Raw genomic sequence first — 19,713 nt, forward strand, 5'->3', positions numbered from 1 at the left:
TTTATGGGTAGCGCTTGTCGCTACCCAATTTTTATCCAAAAAGTTTATCATTTATTGATTTAGTTTAAGGTTTACAGAAAAATTTTAGTCTACTCTGACTTTGTTACTTCAGAAGGTCGACGTAAAGACGAGTGACAATATTTATGGTTTTGTAACCCAATCTTGTGGAATTCAGACTATAAATATTGTTATTCATAAGAGTGTACTGTTCCCCAGTAAATCGGGGATAGCTGGCTCAACGGCGAAGCAGTACGTATTTTTTTCTACTAAAAAGGTAGGTATGTCATGGCAGAGCAATTTGCTAAAGCTTGGGAAGGTTTTGCGGCAGGCGACTGGCAAAACGAAGTAAACGTTCGTGATTTCATTCAGAAGAACTACACTCCGTACGAAGGCGACGAATCTTTCCTAGTTTCTGAAGGTACTGAAGCGACTAACAAGCTTTGGGCTAAGGTAATGGAAGGTATCAAACAAGAGAACTCGACTCACGCTCCTGTTGATTTTGATACTTCAGTTATCTCTACCATCACTGCTCACGATGCAGGCTACATCGAAAAAGATCTTGAAACTATCGTTGGTCTTCAAACTGAAGCGCCTCTTAAGCGTGCAATCATCCCTAACGGTGGTATCCGTATGGTTGAAGGTTCGTGCAAAGCTTACGATCGCGAACTTGACCCAATGGTTTCAAAAATCTACACAGAATACCGTAAAACACACAACGCTGGTGTTTTCGACATCTACACTCCTGACATCCTTGCATGTCGTAAGTCTGGTGTACTGACTGGTCTTCCAGATGCGTACGGCCGTGGTCGTATCATTGGTGACTACCGTCGTGTTGCACTATACGGTATCGACTTCCTAATGAAAGACAAGCTAGCTCAATTCACGTCTCTACAAGAGCGTTTTGAGAACGGCGAAGATCTTCATATGACTATGCAACTTCGTGAAGAAATTGCAGAGCAACACCGCGCTCTAGGTCAAATCAAAACTATGGCTGCGAAATACGGTTTCGATATTTCTGGCCCAGCTACAACTGCACAAGAAGCTATCCAGTGGACTTACTTCGGCTACCTAGCGGCAGTTAAGTCTCAAAACGGTGCTGCAATGTCTCTAGGCCGTACTTCTACGTTCCTAGACGTGTTCATCGAGCGTGATATCGCTGCAGGTAAAATCACTGAAGCTCAAGCTCAGGAAATGATCGACCACTTCGTAATGAAACTACGTATGGTTCGTTTCCTACGTACTCCTGAGTACGATGAGCTATTCTCTGGCGACCCAATCTGGGCAACAGAATCTATGGGTGGTATGGGTCTTGACGGTCGTACGCTAGTTACGCGTTCTAACTTCCGTTTCCTAAACAGCCTATACACTATGGGTCCTTCTCCAGAGCCAAACATCACGGTTCTTTGGTCTGAAGCGCTTCCAGACGGTTTCAAACGTTTCTGTGCGAAAGTATCTATCGATACTTCTTCTATCCAGTACGAAAACGACGACCTAATGCGTCCAGACATGAACTCTGACGACTACGCTATCGCGTGTTGTGTATCTCCAATGGTTGTTGGTAAGCAAATGCAGTTCTTTGGTGCTCGTGCGAACCTCGCTAAGACTATGCTTTACACAATCAACGGCGGTATCGATGAGAAGCTGAAGATTCAAGTTGGTCCTAAGATGGACAAGATCGCAGGTGAGTACCTAGAGTTCGACGAACTATGGGAAAAAATGGATCACTTCATGGATTGGCTGGCTAAGCAGTACGTGACTGCACTAAACGCTATTCACTTCATGCACGACAAGTACAGCTACGAAGCATCACTAATGGCTCTGCACGATCGTGACGTTATCCGTACTATGGCATGCGGTATTGCAGGTCTGTCTGTTGCAGCTGACTCACTATCAGCAATCAAATACGCAAAAGTTAAACCTGTTCGTGATGAAGATGGTCTGGCAATCGACTTCGAAATTGAAGGCGATTACCCTAAATTCGGTAACAACGACCCTCGCGTAGATGACATCGCTTGTGAACTTGTATCTGTATTTATGAACAAGATCCGAGAGCTTAAGACTTACCGTAACGCGATCCCTACTCAGTCAATTCTTACTATCACTTCAAACGTGGTATACGGTAAGAAAACTGGTAACACGCCTGACGGTCGTCGTGCTGGTACTCCATTTGCACCTGGTGCAAACCCAATGCACGGTCGTGACGAGAAAGGTGCAGTTGCATCTCTGACTTCAGTAGCGAAACTACCGTTTGCTGACGCTCAAGATGGTATTTCTTACACATTCTCTATCGTACCTAATGCACTAGGTAAAGAAGAGACTAGCCAACGTGCTAACCTTGCAGGTCTGATGGATGGTTACTTCCACCACGAAGCTGGCAAGCTAGAGGGTGGTCAACACCTAAACGTTAACGTTCTTAACCGCGACACTCTAGAAGACGCAGTTAAACACCCAGAGAAGTACCCTCAGCTAACTATCCGTGTATCGGGTTACGCTGTACGTTTCAACTCTCTGACTGCTGAACAGCAAGCTGACGTTATCGCACGTACCTTCACAGAGTCTCTATAAGACGCTAGTGAAATAGAACTTTAATTCTGCCAAAAGAGCCGATGCTTTTCAGCATCGGCTCTTTTTTATTTTCAACACTAATCTTGTGACATGACAAAAGACTTTGATGCGAATATTACGTATGATTTGAAAAAAGTTATTTAAAACATCATATGAAGTTCAAAAAATTAGTTACTCTCGCCCTTATCGCTCCTGCCGCTCTTGCCTCTACTAAATCGACAGTTTCATTTACTCTCGATAACGATGGAATCTTTGGCGTAGACCAAGATTACACAAACGGTATATTTTTCGCTTACGCTACCGGACAACTAAGAAAAGAAAGTCAATGGAGCTGGCTTAGCTTAGATAACTCTGCATCTTCAAACATCGATAAAATTGAGCTGGTGCTCGGCCATAAAATGTGGACCCCCAGCGAAATAGAAGCAGATTACCCTTTGATAAATGATCGCCCCTATGCTGGCTATCTGCACACTGAGATGAATTACCTGTCGCTCACTTCAGACAAAGCGGTACGTTACAATCTTACTATAGGCGCAACCGGTGAAAGCTCATTATCCGAAAAAGCTCAGTCACTGGTTCACAGCATTACTGGTTCCACAGATCCACAAGGTTGGGACTACCAAATCGACGACTATTTAGCATTTAGTATTGGTTACCGAGCATTCAACAAACTCATTCGCAGTGAAGGTAAGCGTACTCAATGGGAAATCACCAATGTGAATGACATTAACGCAGGTAACTTCCGCAGTGACATTTCCCAAGGTGTGATGTTCCGCTGGGGAACAAACTTGGGGAGTAGTATCGGTGCGGCAAATATCAGTGTTGAAAGTCCCTTCTCTGCAAGTATGCTCGCTGATGACACGGCAAGCTGGTTTGTCTTTACCGGATTTGAAGGCCGATACCGTTTCAACGATATTACTCTTGAAGGCGATCGCTCAGGCATACCAGGGTCGTCAGCTCCCTACGATGTCACATTACAGCCATGGCAAAGCAGCGCGGTTGCTGGTGCCACCTGGTATAACCAACATTACGGAGCAAGCTTAACATTTACTGTTAAAACTCCGGAGTATAAAGAGTCACAAACCGACGTATACGGTACAGGTTCGCTTTCTCTCTTCGCCTTCTTCTGATCTTTCCTTCTCTTTAAAAATGGCTAATATTATTGGCCATTTTCTCTACTCTTATTACACTAGTTTAAAAACCTACAAGACTGTTTTAACCCTGTTTTTTGTAATAAAATAACAGCAACACTTCATTAGTAATGAGAGCAAAAGATGTCAACAACTGGTCGTATTCACTCATTTGAGTCATGTGGTACTGTAGACGGACCCGGAATTCGTTTTATCGTCTTTTTGCAAGGCTGCCTGATGCGTTGTAAGTATTGTCATAACCGCGATACCTGGGATACGCATAAAGGTAAAGAAGTTACTGTTGAAGAAATCATTTCTGAAGCTAAATCTTATCGCCATTTCATGAATGCATCGGGTGGCGGCGTAACTTGTTCAGGTGGTGAGGCGATGCTTCAACCAGAGTTCGTCCGTGACTTCTTCAGAGCCGCAAAAGCAGAAGGCATTCATACCTGTCTTGACACAAATGGCTATGTTCGTAAGCACACAGATGTCATCGATGAAGTGCTGGATGCAACCGACCTAGTCATGCTTGATATCAAACACATGAAAGATGAAGTCCATCAGGACTTAATCGGTGTGTCCAACAAACGTACTCTCGACTTTGCTCGTTACCTGAACAAAATCGACCAGAAAACTTGGATCCGTTATGTTGTGGTGCCAGGTTACACCGACGATCCAGAAGCTGCTCACATGCTTGGTGAATTTATTAAAGAGATGGGTAACATCGAGAAAGTCGAATTGCTCCCTTACCATAAACTCGGTGCACACAAGTGGGAAGCGCTTGGTTTTGAATACCCGCTCGAAGGTGTCAACCCACCATCTAAAGAGACGATGGATGAAATCCAGTCGATCCTTTCGCAGTACCACTCAAACGTAAAATACTAAGAAACAGATAATTTCCTTTCACAAATACCAATCCTTCTGGGTTGGTATTTTTAATTTCTGTTATATCAAATTGGTTATTTACACGTTTCGTCCATGTAGAATAGCGCCGACTCAGCAGAGTCATACCAATCACAGTAAATAAGTGATCAGAGATAGCGCAGGAAAAATACTTGAGAGCAAGGCTCAATTTTTCGATAAGTAGTTATTCTACAATCAAACTTCTTTATAAACGAAAAGGTAACGCAGCTATTGAGCATTTTAACAAGATAGAATGACCAGTTATTTACTACGATTGGTATCATCGTAAAAGTAACAAGGAATAGTATTAGGAAAAATCATGGATTGGTTTAACTTCGCCTCATTAGTCGCTGTCATTTTGGTAATCATTGCCTTTTGCTTACCTGATTGGAAAAAAGCAGTTTGGCCTAAGCTAGAACAAGAGAAATCATTTCAGCACATTGTTTTTGCGACAATTTTTCTACTAACCATTTTGTGGTCGGCGCAAGCCGGCGTAAAAGACGGACTAAAAATACATTTTCTTGCGTTAACCACATTAACCATGATGTACGGCTGGCGTATGGCGTTTTTAATCACGATTCCGGCAATGGTGGTTAATCATTGGATACATGGCACTTCCCTACTGCTGTTACCAAGCTCGCTGATGTTGTCCGCGCTACTTCCTATTTTAATCAGTTACCTAGTATTCATACTTAGCTACCACTATCTACCGCGTAACATCTTCGTGTTCATCTTTGTCGCCGGTTTCTTCAACGGGGCTATCACTGGTAGCTTGCACCTCTTGCTGAATTCTTTCTATCATTTATCCGTTGGTCACTACGACTGGGAAACAATACAACACAACTACTTTATATTTGTGCCTCTACTTGCCTTCCCTGAAGGCTTACTCAACGGTATGTCACTCGCGGTATTGACCGTATTCAAACCTGAATGGTTAAGGGTTTTCTCCGACAGAGACTACATCTACAACCACTATCATAAAAAGTAGATATACTTTGAAATATTCGATAATGAAAGCTGGAGGAATTGAGAAATTCTTGCCATTTTTTCATATTAAATATGTGTTGAGATCATGTTTCACTCGTGTCTGAAGCGTTAACCTAAGCACATTAAAAATGTATTAGATTAGTTAGTGAGGTCACCCATGGAAATGTCAAACGCTCAACGTTTGATCCTATCAAACCAGTACAACCTGATGTCTCAACTTGATCCCGGTAATGCTGCTAAATATAAACGATTACAGACGATCGTTGAACGTGGTTACGGCCTGCAGATGTGTGAGTTGAACAAAGATTTTGGTCGCATTACTGAAGCTGAATGTCGCGAAATTATCGACATCATGGAGATGTACCATGCAATGCAAGAGTCTAATAATCTTCTCGATGCGGAAGAACGCAATAAAGTCGACCAACGTCGGCTGCAGTTCCTTGGCTTTGATATCGCAACAGAAGCACAGCAGCTGCATTACGTACGCTTTTTGGTAGATTCCGAAGGCTTGTATCCGCAATTTGATAAAGCGGATCACCACTTTAACAGCCAGATGCCGATGTTAGATAAATACCGTCGAATGCTGCAAACCTGGCGTAACTGCCCACGCCAGTACCATCTGTGCGCGAATGAATTATCACAGATATTTAGTGCATAACTACGCACCCATTTAAAAGGGAGAGCGAAAGCTCTCCTTTTTTACGCCCTCGCCAAACTCGCATTTATCCACCAACCTTTGTACTAACCAGACTATTAATCACTCACTATAGCCATTGCACACCAAATATATGATTTATAAATGCGGCTGCACGCAAAACAATTTAGCGATTTGGCAATAATTGAAGGAAAGGTCAGTTTCACGAATAAATTCATAATTGTTAAGCAGAATTGCAAATCCCGAACTACGATTAAGTAGAGAAAGGCTGTGATTGAATGATTCAATTCCAAAAATCACCGTTGTGATGATAAATCTGACCATAAAGCAAAGTGTTTGGTGTCTCCCAACTTACGTTCTGTTCAAACCATTCTAACCGACAGTCCGTATACATTCAGACAACCAAGAGCATGACAACAGGTGGATAAGCCTTCATCAACGTTCGTCGGTAGACTGACTATTAAGGGGAAAGCGACATGAGTATTTTCGACCACTATCAATCTAGATATGAAGCTGCAAAAGATGAAGAGATGTCGTTACAGGAGTTTCTAGCCCTGTGCAAGGATGACAAAAGCGCTTATGCAAATGCAGCAGAACGGCTACTGATGGCAATTGGTGAGCCAGAAATAATTGATACAGCGAAGGACCCGAGATTAAGCCGTATCTTCTCAAACCGTGTTATCTCGCGTTATTCAACGTTTAAAGACTTCTATGGCATGGAAGAAGCCATCGAGCAAATCGTTTCTTACCTGAAACATGCTGCTCAAGGCTTGGAAGAGCGTAAGCAGATCCTTTATCTACTCGGTCCTGTGGGCGGCGGTAAATCATCACTTGCAGAAAAACTAAAAGCACTGATGGAACAGATGCCGATTTATGTTCTGAGTGTAGATGGGCATCGCAGCCCAGTTAATGACCATCCTTTCTGTTTGTTTAAAGCCTCGGAAGATGGCGAAATTCTGAAGAAAGAGTATGGCATCGAACAGCGCTACCTGCGCTCAATCATGTCACCATGGGCAGCTAAACGCCTGCACGAATTCGGCGGGGACATTACCAAGTTTAAAGTAGTTAAAGTGCGTCCTTCTATCCTGGACCAAATAGGGGTAGCGAAAACTGAGCCCGGTGATGAGAACAACCAGGACATTTCATCCCTAGTGGGTAAGGTGGATATCCGTAAACTTGAGCATTTCTCCCAGGATGACCCGGACGCTTACAGCTACTCTGGCGCACTCTGTAAGGCCAACCAGGGCTTGATGGAGTTTGTTGAGATGTTCAAGGCACCAATTAAAGTGCTTCACCCGTTGCTTACTGCAACCCAGGAAGGCAACTTTAATGGTACAGAGGGTCTTTCAGCGATTCCGTTCGATGGCATGATTTTGGCTCACTCGAATGAGTCCGAATGGCAAACGTTCCGTAACAACAAGAACAACGAGGCTTTCCTCGACCGTGTTTACATCGTCAAGGTACCTTACTGTCTGCGTGTTTCGGAAGAAGTCAAGATATACCAAAAACTGCTTGAAAACAGTGAGCTGTCTCAAGCACCCTGCTCACCTAGTACGCTAGAGACTCTGGCACAATTCAGTATTCTTTCCCGCCTGAAAGAACCAGAAAACTCGTCAATTTTTTCTAAAATGCGCGTATACGATGGTGAAACGTTAAAAGACACCGATCCTAAAGCCAAAAGCTATCAAGAGTACCGCGATTACGCAGGCGTAGACGAAGGCATGAGCGGTCTGTCCACTCGTTTTGCATTTAAAATCTTGTCGCGTGTATTTAACTTCGACCAAAGTGAAGTTGCAGCTAATCCCGTTCACTTGTTCTATGTTATTGAGCAACAGGTAGAACGTGAACAGTTCCCTTCAGAGACTGCAGAAAAATACCTCGAATTTTTGAAAGGCTATCTCGTTCCGCGTTACGTAGAGTTTATTGGCAAAGAAATTCAGACTGCTTATCTAGAGTCGTACTCTGAATATGGTCAAAACATCTTCGACCGCTACGTCACCTACGCTGATTTCTGGATTCAGGATCAAGAGTACCGCGATCCGGAAACTGGTCAGCTATTTGACAGAGCTTCTCTGAATGCCGAACTAGAGAAAATCGAGAAAACTGCGGGTATTTCAAACCCTAAAGATTTCCGAAACGAAATTGTCAACTTTGTGCTTCGTGCGAAAGCGACTAATAATGGTCTAAACCCGGTTTGGACCAGCTACGAAAAACTTCGCACGGTTATCGAGAAGAAAATGTTCTCTAATACAGAAGAGCTTCTTCCGGTCATCTCATTTAATGCGAAAACCTCTTCAGAAGACCAGAGGAAACACGACGACTTTGTCGCTCGCATGATGGAAAAAGGCTATACCGAGAAACAGGTTCGCCTACTTTCTGAGTGGTACCTACGAGTACGTAAGTCATCCTAACCTAATAAGTTAGGTCGCTTGTGAAACATGAAGAGGGCTATTTCATGGCGCAATTTATAGACCGCAGGCTCAATGGCAAGAATAAGAGCGCTGTTAACAGACAGCGCTTCTTGAAGCGCCATAAAGAGCAAATCAAAGAGTCGGTAGCAGACGCAGTGAATCGACGCTCGATCACCAATACAGAAACGGGCGAAGACGTTTCTATACCGCACAAAGACATAACCGAGCCGATTTTCCATCAAGGTCAGGGAGGTCTGCGAGAACGTGTTCACCCTGGTAACGACCAATTCATCACGGGTGACAAAATCGAGCGTCCTAAATCTGGCGGGCAAGGGAGTGGCTCTGGCGAGGGAAACGCAAGTCCGGACGGCGAAGGTCAGGACGAATTTGTGTTTCAGATATCAAAAGATGAGTATCTCGATATTCTTTTTGAAGACCTCGAACTACCGAATTTAGAAAAAAACCAAATCGCAAAAATTACCGAGTGGAAAACGCACCGAGCAGGTTTCAAGACTGCCGGCATACCTTCTAATATTGCTGTCGTCCGTTCACTTCAGCAATCGCTGGCTCGAAGAACAGCCATGACAGCAAGTAAAAAACGGCTACTCAGAGAGCTTGAGGACGAGCTCGCCCGAATAAAAATCTCCGAGCCTGCACAGCCATTCGAAGAAACTCGCATCAAGCAGGAAATTACTGAGCTCCGCCAGAAAATTGAGAGCGTACCATTTATAGATACCTTTGATTTACGCTTTAAGAACTACGAAAAAAGGCCGGTTCCGTCTAGCCAGGCGGTGATGTTCTGCTTAATGGACGTATCGGGGTCAATGGATCAGGCAACCAAAGACATTGCCAAACGATTCTATGTACTGCTTTATCTGTTCTTAACCCGTACTTACGAAAATGTAGAAGTGGTCTTTATTCGTCACCACACTCAGGCGAAGGAAGTTGACGAACATGAGTTTTTCTACTCGCAAGAAACCGGCGGGACGATTGTATCCAGTGCATTAAAACTGATGGACGACATTGTTAAAGAACGCTATCCGGTCGGACAGTGGAATATCTACGCAGCACAGGCCTCGGACGGCGATAACTGGGCGGATGATTCACCAAGATGTAGGGACTTGTTAGTGAATAAATTACTTCCTAACTGTCAGTACTACTCTTATATCGAGATCACACGCCGCTCCCATCAGACTTTATGGCATGAATACGAAAAGCTCACGGACGAATTTCCGAACTTCGCGATGAAGAATATCCGTTCTGTTGAGGATATCTTCCCTGTATTCCGTGAACTCTTCCATAAAGAAACGGCGTAAGGAGGCTAGCGATGAGTACCGCAACAAAAAACCTCTCGGAAGAGACTCCCAAGAAACGTAGCAGTAAGCTATTGCCTGATGGCCCGGATTGGACGTTTGATTTATTAGAACGATACCACAAAGAGATAAAACGGGTCGCAGAGCACTATCGTTTGGATACTTATCAAAATCAAATTGAGGTGATCACTTCCGAACAAATGATGGACGCCTACTCAAGTATCGGTATGCCTATCAATTACAATCACTGGTCTTTCGGTAAAAAGTTCATCCAAACGGAGCAAAACTACAAGCACGGACAGATGGGTTTAGCGTACGAGATAGTGATTAACTCCGATCCGTGTATCGCATACTTAATGGAAGAAAACACCGTTACGATGCAAGCACTCGTCATGGCGCATGCGTGCTATGGTCACAACTCATTTTTTAAAGGTAATTACCTGTTCCAGACATGGACAGACGCAAATTCCATTATTGACTACTTGTTGTTTGCGAAAAAGTACTTGGCAGAGTGTGAAGAACGCTATGGCGTTTTGGAGGTAGAAAAACTCCTCGATTCTTGCCATGCATTAATGAACTTTGGCGTCGATCGCTACAAACGACCAGAGAAAATTTCCATCACTGAAGAGAAGGCTCGCCAGGAAGAGAGAGAGGCTTATCTGCAATCTCAAATCAATGACCTGTGGCGAACCGTACCAAGATCGAAAACAAAAGAAGAAGACATTGTAGATCGTTTCCCTAGTGAGCCGCAGGAAAACTTGCTCTACTTCTTTGAAAAACACGCGCCATTGCTTGAGCCTTGGCAACGTGAAGTCATACGTATTGTGCGTAAAATCAGCCAGTACTTCTACCCACAAAAACAGACTCAGGTAATGAACGAGGGATGGGCCACTTTCTGGCATTACACCATTCTTAATCACCTTTACGATGAAGGCGTAGTCTCTGACAAATTCATTCTGGAATTTTTACACAGCCACACTAGTGTCGTAGCTCAACCAGCATACAACAGCCCGTACTTTAGCGGTATTAACCCGTATGCTCTTGGATTTGCGATGTTCCGCGACATCAAACGAATCTGTGAAGAACCTACCGATGAAGACAGAGAATGGTTCCCTGATTTGGTTGATACGGATTGGTTAGATGCGGTGCATTTTGCGATGCACAACTTTAAAGACGAGAGCTTTATCAGCCAATATCTGTCTCCGAAGTTGATGCGTGATTTTAAGCTGTTCGCTATTAAAGATGACGACCATAAAAACTTCATCGAAATATCAGCCATTCATGATGAAATGGGTTATAAGCGTATTCGGGAAACCCTCGCTGCACAATACAACTTATCGAACTTAGAGCCTAATATTCAGGTATTTAACGTCGATGTCCGTGGTGACCGCTCACTAACTCTGCAGTACGTCCCCCATAACCGCATTCCCTTAGATGACAGCTATGAAGAGGTACTCAAACATGTCTATCGCATCTGGGGCTTCGACGTTATTTTACAAGAAGTAAAAGATACGGGTCACCGGGAAACGCTGGCGACCTGCCCTAAACGCAGTCAATATGACAACAATATCTAATTCCATCCCCCACAAAAATCCCTTAAAAACAAAGGCTCCTAAATAGGAGCCTTTTTATTGCCAATGGGCTTATTTCTTGTTGGACGCAACTATTGCTCGTACCGTTTCCAGATCTTCAGGTGTATCCACACCCGCTGCCGGTGCTTCACTAGCAACCGCTACATGTATTTTCTCTCCGTACCAGAGTACACGCAATTGCTCCAGACATTCGATTTGCTCTAATGCGCTTGGTGCCCAATTAATATAGGTATTGATAAAACCAGCACGGTAAGCATAAATACCGATATGACGCATGAGAGGATTTACGATCGTTGCGCCTTGTTTAGCAAAATTATCTCTGTCCCACGGAATCGTTGCACGGCTGAAGTACATCGCATAACCATGAGAATCTGCCACCACTTTAACAGCGTTGGGATTGAAGACTTCGTCTTCCGATTCAATTTCTACCGCTAGTGTCGCCATTGGCGCTTCACAACCTGCCAGATTGTCAGCAACCTGACGGATAATAGCAGGTGGAATCAATGGTTCGTCGCCTTGCACATTAACGATAATGTGGTCAGCCGGAATCGCCATTTTCTCGACAACTTCTGCTAAACGTTCAGTCCCGGACTCATGATTTGGCGATGTCATACAGACTTTGCCACCAAACTTTTCGGCGGCTACCGAAACCCGCTCATCATCCGTTGCGATAATGACATCTTGAGCGCCAGCTTTCATCGCTTGTTCATATACCCACTGAATCATTGGTTTTCCACCAATATCGGCCAGCGGTTTACCCGGCAAGCGCGTGGAGGAATAACGAGCGGGAATGACGACAGTAAAAGACATTAGCGTCCCTCGTCCATGCTCATGGTTCTGGCTTCCGGTTCAAGAAGAACAGGAATCCCCTCTTTAATCGGGTACGCAAGGCGATCCAGTTTGCAGATCAGCTCTTGGTTATCTTTATCGTACGTCAACTTACCTTTGCATACAGGGCAAGCTACAATCTCAAGCAGGCGATGATCCATAAGTCGCTTTAACCTCTTTTATTCTATTTAAAATTTTCTCTGCGTCGTTTACATCAAACTGAGCAGATACTGGTAGAAACCACCAGTTATCCTGTGCGTATTCACGACATTTAACGGCATCTTTCTCAGTCATGATCACATTCGCTCCTTGCAGAGCCAATGCTTCTAATTCTAGCTGGTCAAAATCTTGATGGTCAGCAAAGCCTTTTGTTACTTTGACATCCGCATTCATTACACTGAGTGTATTAAAAAATCGAGGCGGGTGCCCGATACCAGCGAATGCAACCAGATCATCTAACTCTGACACTTCAACGTGCTGCGCTGTCTTCAAGTTAATCGCTTTTGAAGGTGCGAGTGACATCGCGATTTCACCTGAGTGAGCCTGGCCACCATTGGTGATCACGAAATCTACTTCACCCAATCTTTCGACACCTTCTCGCAAAGGTCCCAAAGGAATCAAGCTTTCGTTACCAAAGCGTCGGTTGCCGTCTACAATAACCAACTCAATATCTCGTGCCAGGGCATAATGCTGCAAACCATCATCGGTAATGATGATATCTACCCCGACTTCCAATAGAGCTTTGACCGCGTTCGATCTTACAGGGTCAACGGCAACAGGCGCGCCTGTCCTGCTACGGATAAGTTTAGGCTCATCACCACAATATTTTGCCGGCGTGTCCATATCTACAACTAAAGGATATTCCGGTGCTTTAGCGCCATACCCGCGAGAAACAACCCCCGGTTTATAACCAAGTTGCTGGAGTTGTTCCACCAGCCAGACCACAACCGGTGTTTTACCATTACCACCAGCGGTAATATTACCTACCACCACAACAGGTACCGGTGCTTTGTAAGGCACTTTTTTACCCGTTTGGTATTGCTTACGCTTAGCCTGACTGATCGCACCAAACAATAAACTCAGCGGCCACAACAGCGGCCACAACAGATATTTAAGAGGATGATTACCGAACCAGATTTTTTCGATCACAATTTAACCGCCAAACTGCATTTTAACCACCGAACTGAATACGGTGTAACTGAGCATAAGCTCCGTCTTTCGTTATCAGTTCGTCATGAGTTCCGCGTTCTACAATCGCACCATCATCAACAACCAGGATTTCGTCAGCCTTTTCAATGGTAGACAGACGGTGAGCGATGACTAACACAGTCTTATCTTTTTGCAACTCGTCCAATGCAGCTTGGATAGCGCGTTCTGACTCAGTATCCAACGCTGACGTAGCTTCATCCAGAACCAGAACAGGCGCATCACGCAATAACGCGCGGGCAATCGCTATACGCTGACGCTGACCACCAGACAGACTCGCCCCATTCTCACCTATCATGGTGTCGAGGCCATTTTCCATCTTGTTGATAAACTCCATAGCATGAGCCAGTTCAGCTGCTTTCTCGATATCACTACGCTGATAGTTATCTTCGGTTGCGTAAGCGATATTGTTCGCGATCGTGTCATTAAACAAGTGAACATTCTGAGAGACGAGTGCAAATTGCTCACGCAGATTTTTCAACTCATAATCACGAATATCGTGCCCGTCCAGAAGGATTGAGCCGCTGTCCACATCGTAAAAACGATTAAACAGATTAGCAATGGTACTCTTACCTGAACCCGAACGCCCGACCAACGCAACCGTCTTACCTCGTGGAATATCAAAGCTGACACGCTCTAGAGCTGGTTTCTCGGCGCCTTCATAAGTGAAGGTAACATCTTTCACAGAGATATCACCATTTGCACGATCAACTTTATAATTACCTTCGTTTTTCTCTGGCTCGAGGTCAATTAGAGCAAACAGCGTCTGGCTGGCAGCCATACCACGCTGGAACTGCGACGTTACGTTAGTCAGTGCTTTAAGAGGGCGCATCAGAGCAAACATTGCAGAGAACACTACTGTAAACGTACCTGGTGTCAGCTGTTCTTTAATAGAATCGACACTTGCCAGGTAAAGCACGGTGACAATAGCAACAGAAGCGATCAACTGAATAATTGGGTTGGCCGCTGCCTGTGCTGTTACCAGTTTCATGTTCTGCTGGCGCATCTTGTTACTGACTATATCGAATCGTTGACGCTCAATATCCTGGCCACCGTAACTCAATACCACTTTATGGCCCTTCAGCATTTGCTCTGCTGAAGCGGTTACATTACCCATCATGGTTTGCATGTTTTTGGAAATTTTTCTAAAACGCTTAGATACAACCCCAATACCCCACGCAACCGCGGGTGCTACGGCAAACAACACTAACGAAAGCTGCCAGCTGTTGTAAAACATCAGAACTAGCAAGCCAATAATGCTCGCCCCTTCGCGTACGATACTTACCAGAGCCCGGCTTGTAGCCGCAGAAACTTGCTCCGAGTCATAAGTGATACGGGACAGGAGATTACCGGTTTTTTCTTTATCAAAGAAAGATACCGGCATGTGCATAAAGTGATTAAATACCTTCCGTCGAATTTGCATGACGACATTACCGGAAACCCAGCTTAAGCAATAATCGGAAACAAACCCGCTTGTGCCACGAACAAGTATCATGACAAAAATAATCAATGGCAGTGTGCGTAAAAAATTAGAGTCTGCACTTCCAAAACCTTCATCAAGCAAAGGTTTTAGTAATGAGATCATATAGGTATCTGAGACAGCATTAATCACTAACGCAATGATAGCAACGACAAGACCTGCTTTGTAACGGCGAATATACAGCCATAGACGCTTAAACGTCTGCCAAGTCGTTTCATCAGTATTTATCGACATAGAAGTGCTTTGTATTCTTACATTAAGACTTTTATTCTACCCCCTTACGCAGCATCTGCCTATACCAAGGCCCAAATGTATCGCTGCGTTTGGTGCTAAAGTACCACTTGCCTTCACTTACTTTGAACGTTACTTGACCACTCTCGCCGGTATCGAGCCAAAGAGCGCCAGCATTTTGGTAAGAGGAAACGACCGACTTAGCAGGCATCCCCCACTGATTATCTTTTGCTAAAGATGCAATGGCTATCACTGGTGAAACCGCCTCAATAAATCGCGGATTAGACGAGCTTTTACTCCCATGATGCGGCACAAGCATGATCTCACTCCGTAGTTTGTTTGGTTCCCTGAGTAATATCCACTCGCTAATAGCCTCTATATCTCCGGTAAGAAGCACATTAATCCCGGATTCCGGGTCGCTGACTCTTAGTACACATGAGTGAGGGTTATAAGCGCGCCTGACCAGTTTGGGTGGCCAGAGAACCTGGATATCGAGCCCCTGCCAAATCCAGCTTTCTCCCCTAACACAGGCTTGATAACCTTGAAAATACTGGCTACTACGTTTTACTACCGGCCCAAATGTCTCTTCAATGATGTGCTGCCCTCCGGCATGATCATTATCGACATGGCTTAGCACCAGAGTATCAATCGACGTGTAACCCCTGCGTTGGAGTATCGGAGTGATAATCTGCTCCGCAATACTGCCTCCCTGCCAGGCTTTCCCCGTATCGTACAGTAAAACTTGACCGTCTTTTTCGATAATGACAGCCAAGCCATGCCCGACATCGAGAACATCCACTCGCCAACCTTCTTTATAGCGATCACGCATTGAACTGACGCAGACTACAACGGCAACTAAAAGCACCCACGCTTGACTTGATAAAAAGCGCTTCAGAACAAGACAAACACTTAACAAGGCAAAAAGCCATGTCGTTTCAAGCGAAAGCGTTAACCAGGTTCCAAGTGCATACTGAAGTGATTCGCTTAGCGGCCAAAGCGAAAAGTCCACTAATTGCCATACTGGGTTGGCCAAATCCGGCAGCAGTAACGAAAGAAATAATGCCAAAAACATGAGTGGAACAACGACAAACCCAAACCAAGGAATAAAAACCAGATTGTAGAGGATTGCTGACAAGCTAAAGCCGCTGAAAAAGTAAGCACCAAGAGGGACAACCAACAAACTCAGACAAAGTTGCATGCTAAAGGCTGCACGGATTTTAGCAATCAGGGAGCCCTTTTGCATTTGGACCAAATGAACCGCAAACAGTACCAAGCCAACCGACAAATAGGACAGCCAGAAACTCATACTAAATGAAGCAAAAGGCTGTATGAACAACTGGATAGCCACCGCCAGCAATACCACCCTCCATGCACTCCAGTAAATTAGAGCATGTTTAAGCAATACATAAATAACGCAGACCAATATTGCCCGAACCGTTGGCAAGGAAAAGTCCGCCATCCATGCATAACCAAGAGCTACAGATAATCCGGTGATTGAAGGTATAAGCGCCCAACGGGGGAAAACAATACGAACTCCAACGCCAAGTACCAAACCGAAACTAAACGCCATCCCAATGTGCAGACCTGAAATAGAGATCAGATGCAGTAAGCCACTGTCTCTGAGTTCGATCCAGTCATCATCGTCAAGGCTTGACCGGTCCGCAAAAGCCAATGCACTGATTAACGGCAGATGGTCGAGATGAGATATATCCATCAATACCCGATCAATAAAAGTCTGGCGAAAGCTGGAGGTGGTTCGTATCATCCAACTCGCATCGGCGGGCACAATAACTCTGGCTGAAATGCCTTGCCCCATTGCCCCTTTTTCTGCATCGAACCCGGCTTCATTACGCAGTCCGAATATAGGCTTAACCTGCGCCGTCGTCGTAAATTCGCTGTTAACAGGGATGGGAAAAGGGGTGACTAAACGCACTTTAGGTTTAAGAAAAGGTAATAAGTTGTGATCGTTGACCTGATTTATAGTCACGATACCTACATATCCATGACTTATTTGCTTAAAAGAGCTGTCAACTTCGCCAGTTATGGTACTATTCACCCCTGATTTTAAAAGGGCTTGTCGCTGATACTCAACCACATTGCCGTGGATAATGACGACCATAAAGCCCCAGATTATGCCTATGCTGATTAAGCCACGACGTAATTTGATAAGTAAGCCAGTGGTAATTATTCCCAGCAGTAACCAAGGCCAGTCCGGCATAATCGGCCACCAGGCTGATGAAATGACACTTGCTACAAATAACACCAAGGTCCAACTTTTTTCTGAGAGAGTCATGCTGTTCTATGCCTAGAAAGTTGATAAAACGCCTCATGCCAGATCACGAAGTGATCAAGCGTCAAAAAGCATTGAAGGTTTTCGGCAACTTGTTATACAACCCGAACCTGTGGTGCTTAAACCGTCGCTCTGCGTCTGGTGCTTTTGCCGTTGGCTTGTTTATGGCTTTCGTTCCTCTCCCTAGTCAGATGATCATGGCTGCAGGTTTAGCCATATTAATGGGTGTTAACCTGCCTCTTTCTGTCGCCCTGGTATGGGTTAGTAACCCTATCACTATGCCTGTTTTATTCTATTTCGCCTACAAAGTCGGGGCACTTGTGATGCATGTTCCGCCACAGCCGTTCCATTTTGAATTATCGTGGGACTTCATCATGCAGCAGATGAATACGATCGGGCCTCCATTCCTGTTAGGATGTGCTATCTGTGCAGTCGCTTCAGCCATAATAGGTTACTTTGGCATTCGCGGATTGTGGCGTTACTCAGTGGTTCGCAGTTGGCAAAAGCGAAGCATAAGATAAATCCTCATCGTAGAGAAATCAGCGTTACCGAGATGCGCTGAGGCGCAAATAACAATCCGAGTGCAAACAGATGTCACCTGCGAATGATATGTAGATAGGGTGATAAACATTGAATTGCAAAAAGGACCGAAATCGGTCCTTTTGTGTTTTAAGGCGTTATTAATATCTAAAGCAATTTATACCAATACCAGTAATTATCTAATCATTCTTGCTGGTTAAAATCGCTTATTGCTACGTTAGAATTTTTATAATTTAGAACCACTAGTTACTGCAAATTCTGCGTTGCTATAAACGACTTTTTCTGAGCAGTAAGTCCTGCGCAATTCTCTGATAATTAAATTACTGGCATTGGTATTACTTCGCACTCAACACTGCGGCTGGGTTTAACTTGGCAGCCCGCGAAGCCGGATACCAGGTCGCTATTAAGCTGAGCACAATCGCCGTTATCGATACTAATGCCACATCTGGCCAATTTATCTGTGATGGTAGGAAATCCACAAAATAAATATCTCCTGATAAGAACTGGTGGCCAATCAGCGTTTCCAGCCCTTTAATCAGAGACGTCAGATTTAAGGCAACCAAAACACCAATAATACTTCCGACAAGACTGCCCAGTACTCCTGAAAACACTCCTTGCCAAACAAAGATACGCTTTATCAGACTGTCTTTAGCTCCCATGGTTCTCAAGATAGCAATTTCTGCAGCACGATCTTTTACCGCCATCATCAGAGTAGAAACGATATTAAAACATGCGACACCAATCACCAGCACCATCACCAGGTACATAATGATTCTTACAAGCTGAATGTCCCTGTATAAGAAACCAAATTGCTGTTTCCAACTTCTTAGATAGACATACACATCTATCAGTCCGCCCACTTCGCGAACCACTTCCGGAGCGTTAAGTACATCATTTGTTTTGAGTGAAATACCAGTAACACCATCCCCTAATCGCGCATATTGCTGCGCATCCTCTAAAGGCACTAACGCAAGGGAGTGATCGATCTGACCATTCAAAGTTAAAAAACCGATGACCTGAACACGCACACGTTTTGGCGCCTGAACCCGACTACCAACCCCGGTTTGCGGAATCATTAAAGTGACAAAATCGCCAACCTCAGCTCCCAGTTCATCAGCGACACCTCGGCCTAGAATGACCTGTTGCTGACCTGCATAGAAGTTTTGCCAGGCTTCAGGATCAATAAAATCAGACATGCTTGAGACTGCTTGCTCATACGAAGGCTCAACGCCACGTACTTCAACGGCTTTTAATTTACTGCCCTTTTCAGTCAGCCCTGTAAAGCGAACATACGGCGCAGCCGCAACCACATGTTTATGTTTTAACGATTGATCCATTGTCTTGCTGTAGTTTTGTAGCGGCCCATCTACGCCCTCTAGCTCAGCATGTGGAATGACCGAGAGTACACGTGATTGTAGCTCTCGCTCAAATCCGTTCATTGCAGACAGGCCAATAATGATGACGGCAACACCGACAGCAATACCAATGGTCGAAGACAAAGAGATAAACGACACCATTTTGTTGCGTTTTTTTGCGCGACTAAAACGGCCACCGATCATCAATGCTAAGGATGAAAACAAAA

General features: G+C 44.6%; 15 protein-coding genes. 9 read left to right on the forward strand and 6 right to left on the reverse strand.

Annotated elements, in window-relative coordinates:
* Positions 1 to 285: 285 nt before the first annotated feature.
* From pflB to KHN79_RS09190, 8 genes are all read left to right on the forward strand, one after another.
* Positions 286 to 2,565 carry a formate C-acetyltransferase gene (gene pflB, locus KHN79_RS09155; RefSeq protein ID WP_182008498.1) on the forward strand — a complete coding sequence of 760 codons (2,280 nt, stop codon included), beginning with the start codon at positions 286 to 288 and terminating at the stop codon, positions 2,563 to 2,565.
* A 152-nt stretch (positions 2,566 to 2,717) separates the two neighbouring features.
* Positions 2,718 to 3,695 carry a lipid A deacylase LpxR family protein gene (locus tag KHN79_RS09160; protein ID WP_182008499.1) on the forward strand — a complete coding sequence of 326 codons (978 nt, stop codon included), beginning with the start codon at positions 2,718 to 2,720 and terminating at the stop codon, positions 3,693 to 3,695.
* A 144-nt stretch (positions 3,696 to 3,839) separates the two neighbouring features.
* Entirely contained in the window at positions 3,840 to 4,580 is a 741-nt protein-coding gene (pflA, locus tag KHN79_RS09165; RefSeq protein WP_182008500.1) for a pyruvate formate lyase 1-activating protein, read from the forward strand.
* Between the two features lie 337 nt (positions 4,581 to 4,917).
* Entirely contained in the window at positions 4,918 to 5,586 is a 669-nt protein-coding gene (locus KHN79_RS09170; RefSeq protein ID WP_182008501.1) for an energy-coupling factor ABC transporter permease, read from the forward strand.
* 156 nt (positions 5,587 to 5,742) lie between these two features.
* Positions 5,743 to 6,243 carry a YfbU family protein gene (locus KHN79_RS09175; protein WP_182008502.1) on the forward strand — a complete coding sequence of 167 codons (501 nt, stop codon included), beginning with the start codon at positions 5,743 to 5,745 and terminating at the stop codon, positions 6,241 to 6,243.
* Between the two features lie 473 nt (positions 6,244 to 6,716).
* Positions 6,717 to 8,651: a PrkA family serine protein kinase gene (locus tag KHN79_RS09180; RefSeq protein ID WP_182008503.1), complete on the forward strand. Its 1,935-nt coding sequence runs from the start codon at positions 6,717 to 6,719 to the stop codon at positions 8,649 to 8,651.
* A gap of 44 nt (positions 8,652 to 8,695) precedes the next feature.
* The gene (locus tag KHN79_RS09185; RefSeq protein ID WP_182008504.1) at positions 8,696 to 9,967 is read left to right on the forward strand and encodes a YeaH/YhbH family protein; all 1,272 of its coding nucleotides are present in this window, start codon (positions 8,696 to 8,698) and stop codon (positions 9,965 to 9,967) included.
* An 11-nt stretch (positions 9,968 to 9,978) separates the two neighbouring features.
* Entirely contained in the window at positions 9,979 to 11,538 is a 1,560-nt protein-coding gene (locus KHN79_RS09190; RefSeq protein ID WP_182008505.1) for a SpoVR family protein, read from the forward strand.
* Between the two features lie 69 nt (positions 11,539 to 11,607).
* On the opposite strand, the gene kdsB is transcribed toward KHN79_RS09190, so the two are convergent.
* From kdsB to KHN79_RS09215, 5 genes are read right to left on the reverse strand one after another with little or no spacing between them, the layout of a single operon-like run.
* Positions 11,608 to 12,366, reverse strand: coding sequence for a 3-deoxy-manno-octulosonate cytidylyltransferase (gene kdsB / locus KHN79_RS09195; RefSeq protein WP_182008506.1), 759 nt, complete (start codon positions 12,364 to 12,366; stop codon positions 11,608 to 11,610).
* Positions 12,366 to 12,545 (reverse strand): Trm112 family protein, encoded by a 180-nt coding sequence (locus tag KHN79_RS09200; RefSeq protein ID WP_005378451.1) that lies wholly within the window; start codon positions 12,543 to 12,545, stop codon positions 12,366 to 12,368. The genes kdsB and KHN79_RS09200 overlap by 1 nt, the downstream gene beginning before the upstream one ends.
* Positions 12,526 to 13,533: a tetraacyldisaccharide 4'-kinase gene (gene lpxK, locus KHN79_RS09205; RefSeq protein ID WP_182008507.1), complete on the reverse strand. Its 1,008-nt coding sequence runs from the start codon at positions 13,531 to 13,533 to the stop codon at positions 12,526 to 12,528. The genes KHN79_RS09200 and lpxK overlap by 20 nt, the downstream gene beginning before the upstream one ends.
* A gap of 22 nt (positions 13,534 to 13,555) precedes the next feature.
* Entirely contained in the window at positions 13,556 to 15,304 is a 1,749-nt protein-coding gene (gene msbA, locus KHN79_RS09210) for a lipid A ABC transporter ATP-binding protein/permease MsbA (protein WP_182008508.1), read from the reverse strand.
* Between the two features lie 31 nt (positions 15,305 to 15,335).
* Positions 15,336 to 17,594, reverse strand: a complete 2,259-nt coding sequence (locus KHN79_RS09215; RefSeq protein WP_182008509.1) for a DNA internalization-related competence protein ComEC/Rec2 — start codon at positions 17,592 to 17,594, stop codon at positions 15,336 to 15,338.
* Between the two features lie 8 nt (positions 17,595 to 17,602).
* On the opposite strand from KHN79_RS09215, the gene KHN79_RS09220 reads away from it, so the two are divergent.
* Positions 17,603 to 18,112 carry a DUF2062 domain-containing protein gene (locus tag KHN79_RS09220; protein ID WP_182008510.1) on the forward strand — a complete coding sequence of 170 codons (510 nt, stop codon included), beginning with the start codon at positions 17,603 to 17,605 and terminating at the stop codon, positions 18,110 to 18,112.
* Positions 18,113 to 18,466: 354 nt separating this feature from the next.
* On the opposite strand, the gene lolE is transcribed toward KHN79_RS09220, so the two are convergent.
* Complete coding sequence (lolE, locus tag KHN79_RS09225; RefSeq protein WP_182008511.1) at positions 18,467 to 19,711, reverse strand: lipoprotein-releasing ABC transporter permease subunit LolE; 1,245 nt, start codon at positions 19,709 to 19,711, stop codon at positions 18,467 to 18,469.
* Positions 19,712 to 19,713: the final 2 nt, after the last annotated feature.

Source organism: Vibrio sp. B1FLJ16 (assembly GCF_905175385.1).
Classification (GTDB): domain Bacteria; phylum Pseudomonadota; class Gammaproteobacteria; order Enterobacterales; family Vibrionaceae; genus Vibrio.

Excerpts from the sequence above, each read along its gene's own strand:
- pflB (WP_182008498.1), top strand. The coding sequence starts at position 286 with ATGGCAGAGCAATTTGCTAAAGCTTGGGAAGGTTTTGCGGCAGGCGAC.
- KHN79_RS09160 (WP_182008499.1), top strand. The coding sequence starts at position 2,718 with ATGAAGTTCAAAAAATTAGTTACTCTCGCCCTTATCGCTCCTGCCGCT.
- pflA (WP_182008500.1), top strand. The coding sequence starts at position 3,840 with ATGTCAACAACTGGTCGTATTCACTCATTTGAGTCATGTGGTACTGTA.
- KHN79_RS09170 (WP_182008501.1), top strand. The coding sequence starts at position 4,918 with ATGGATTGGTTTAACTTCGCCTCATTAGTCGCTGTCATTTTGGTAATC.
- KHN79_RS09175 (WP_182008502.1), top strand. The coding sequence starts at position 5,743 with ATGGAAATGTCAAACGCTCAACGTTTGATCCTATCAAACCAGTACAAC.
- KHN79_RS09180 (WP_182008503.1), top strand. The coding sequence starts at position 6,717 with ATGAGTATTTTCGACCACTATCAATCTAGATATGAAGCTGCAAAAGAT.
- KHN79_RS09185 (WP_182008504.1), top strand. The coding sequence starts at position 8,696 with ATGGCGCAATTTATAGACCGCAGGCTCAATGGCAAGAATAAGAGCGCT.
- KHN79_RS09190 (WP_182008505.1), top strand. The coding sequence starts at position 9,979 with ATGAGTACCGCAACAAAAAACCTCTCGGAAGAGACTCCCAAGAAACGT.
- kdsB (WP_182008506.1), bottom strand. The coding sequence starts at position 12,366 with ATGTCTTTTACTGTCGTCATTCCCGCTCGTTATTCCTCCACGCGCTTG.
- KHN79_RS09200 (WP_005378451.1), bottom strand. The coding sequence starts at position 12,545 with ATGGATCATCGCCTGCTTGAGATTGTAGCTTGCCCTGTATGCAAAGGT.
- msbA (WP_182008508.1), bottom strand. The coding sequence starts at position 15,304 with ATGTCGATAAATACTGATGAAACGACTTGGCAGACGTTTAAGCGTCTA.
- KHN79_RS09215 (WP_182008509.1), bottom strand. The coding sequence starts at position 17,594 with ATGACTCTCTCAGAAAAAAGTTGGACCTTGGTGTTATTTGTAGCAAGT.
- KHN79_RS09220 (WP_182008510.1), top strand. The coding sequence starts at position 17,603 with ATGCCTAGAAAGTTGATAAAACGCCTCATGCCAGATCACGAAGTGATC.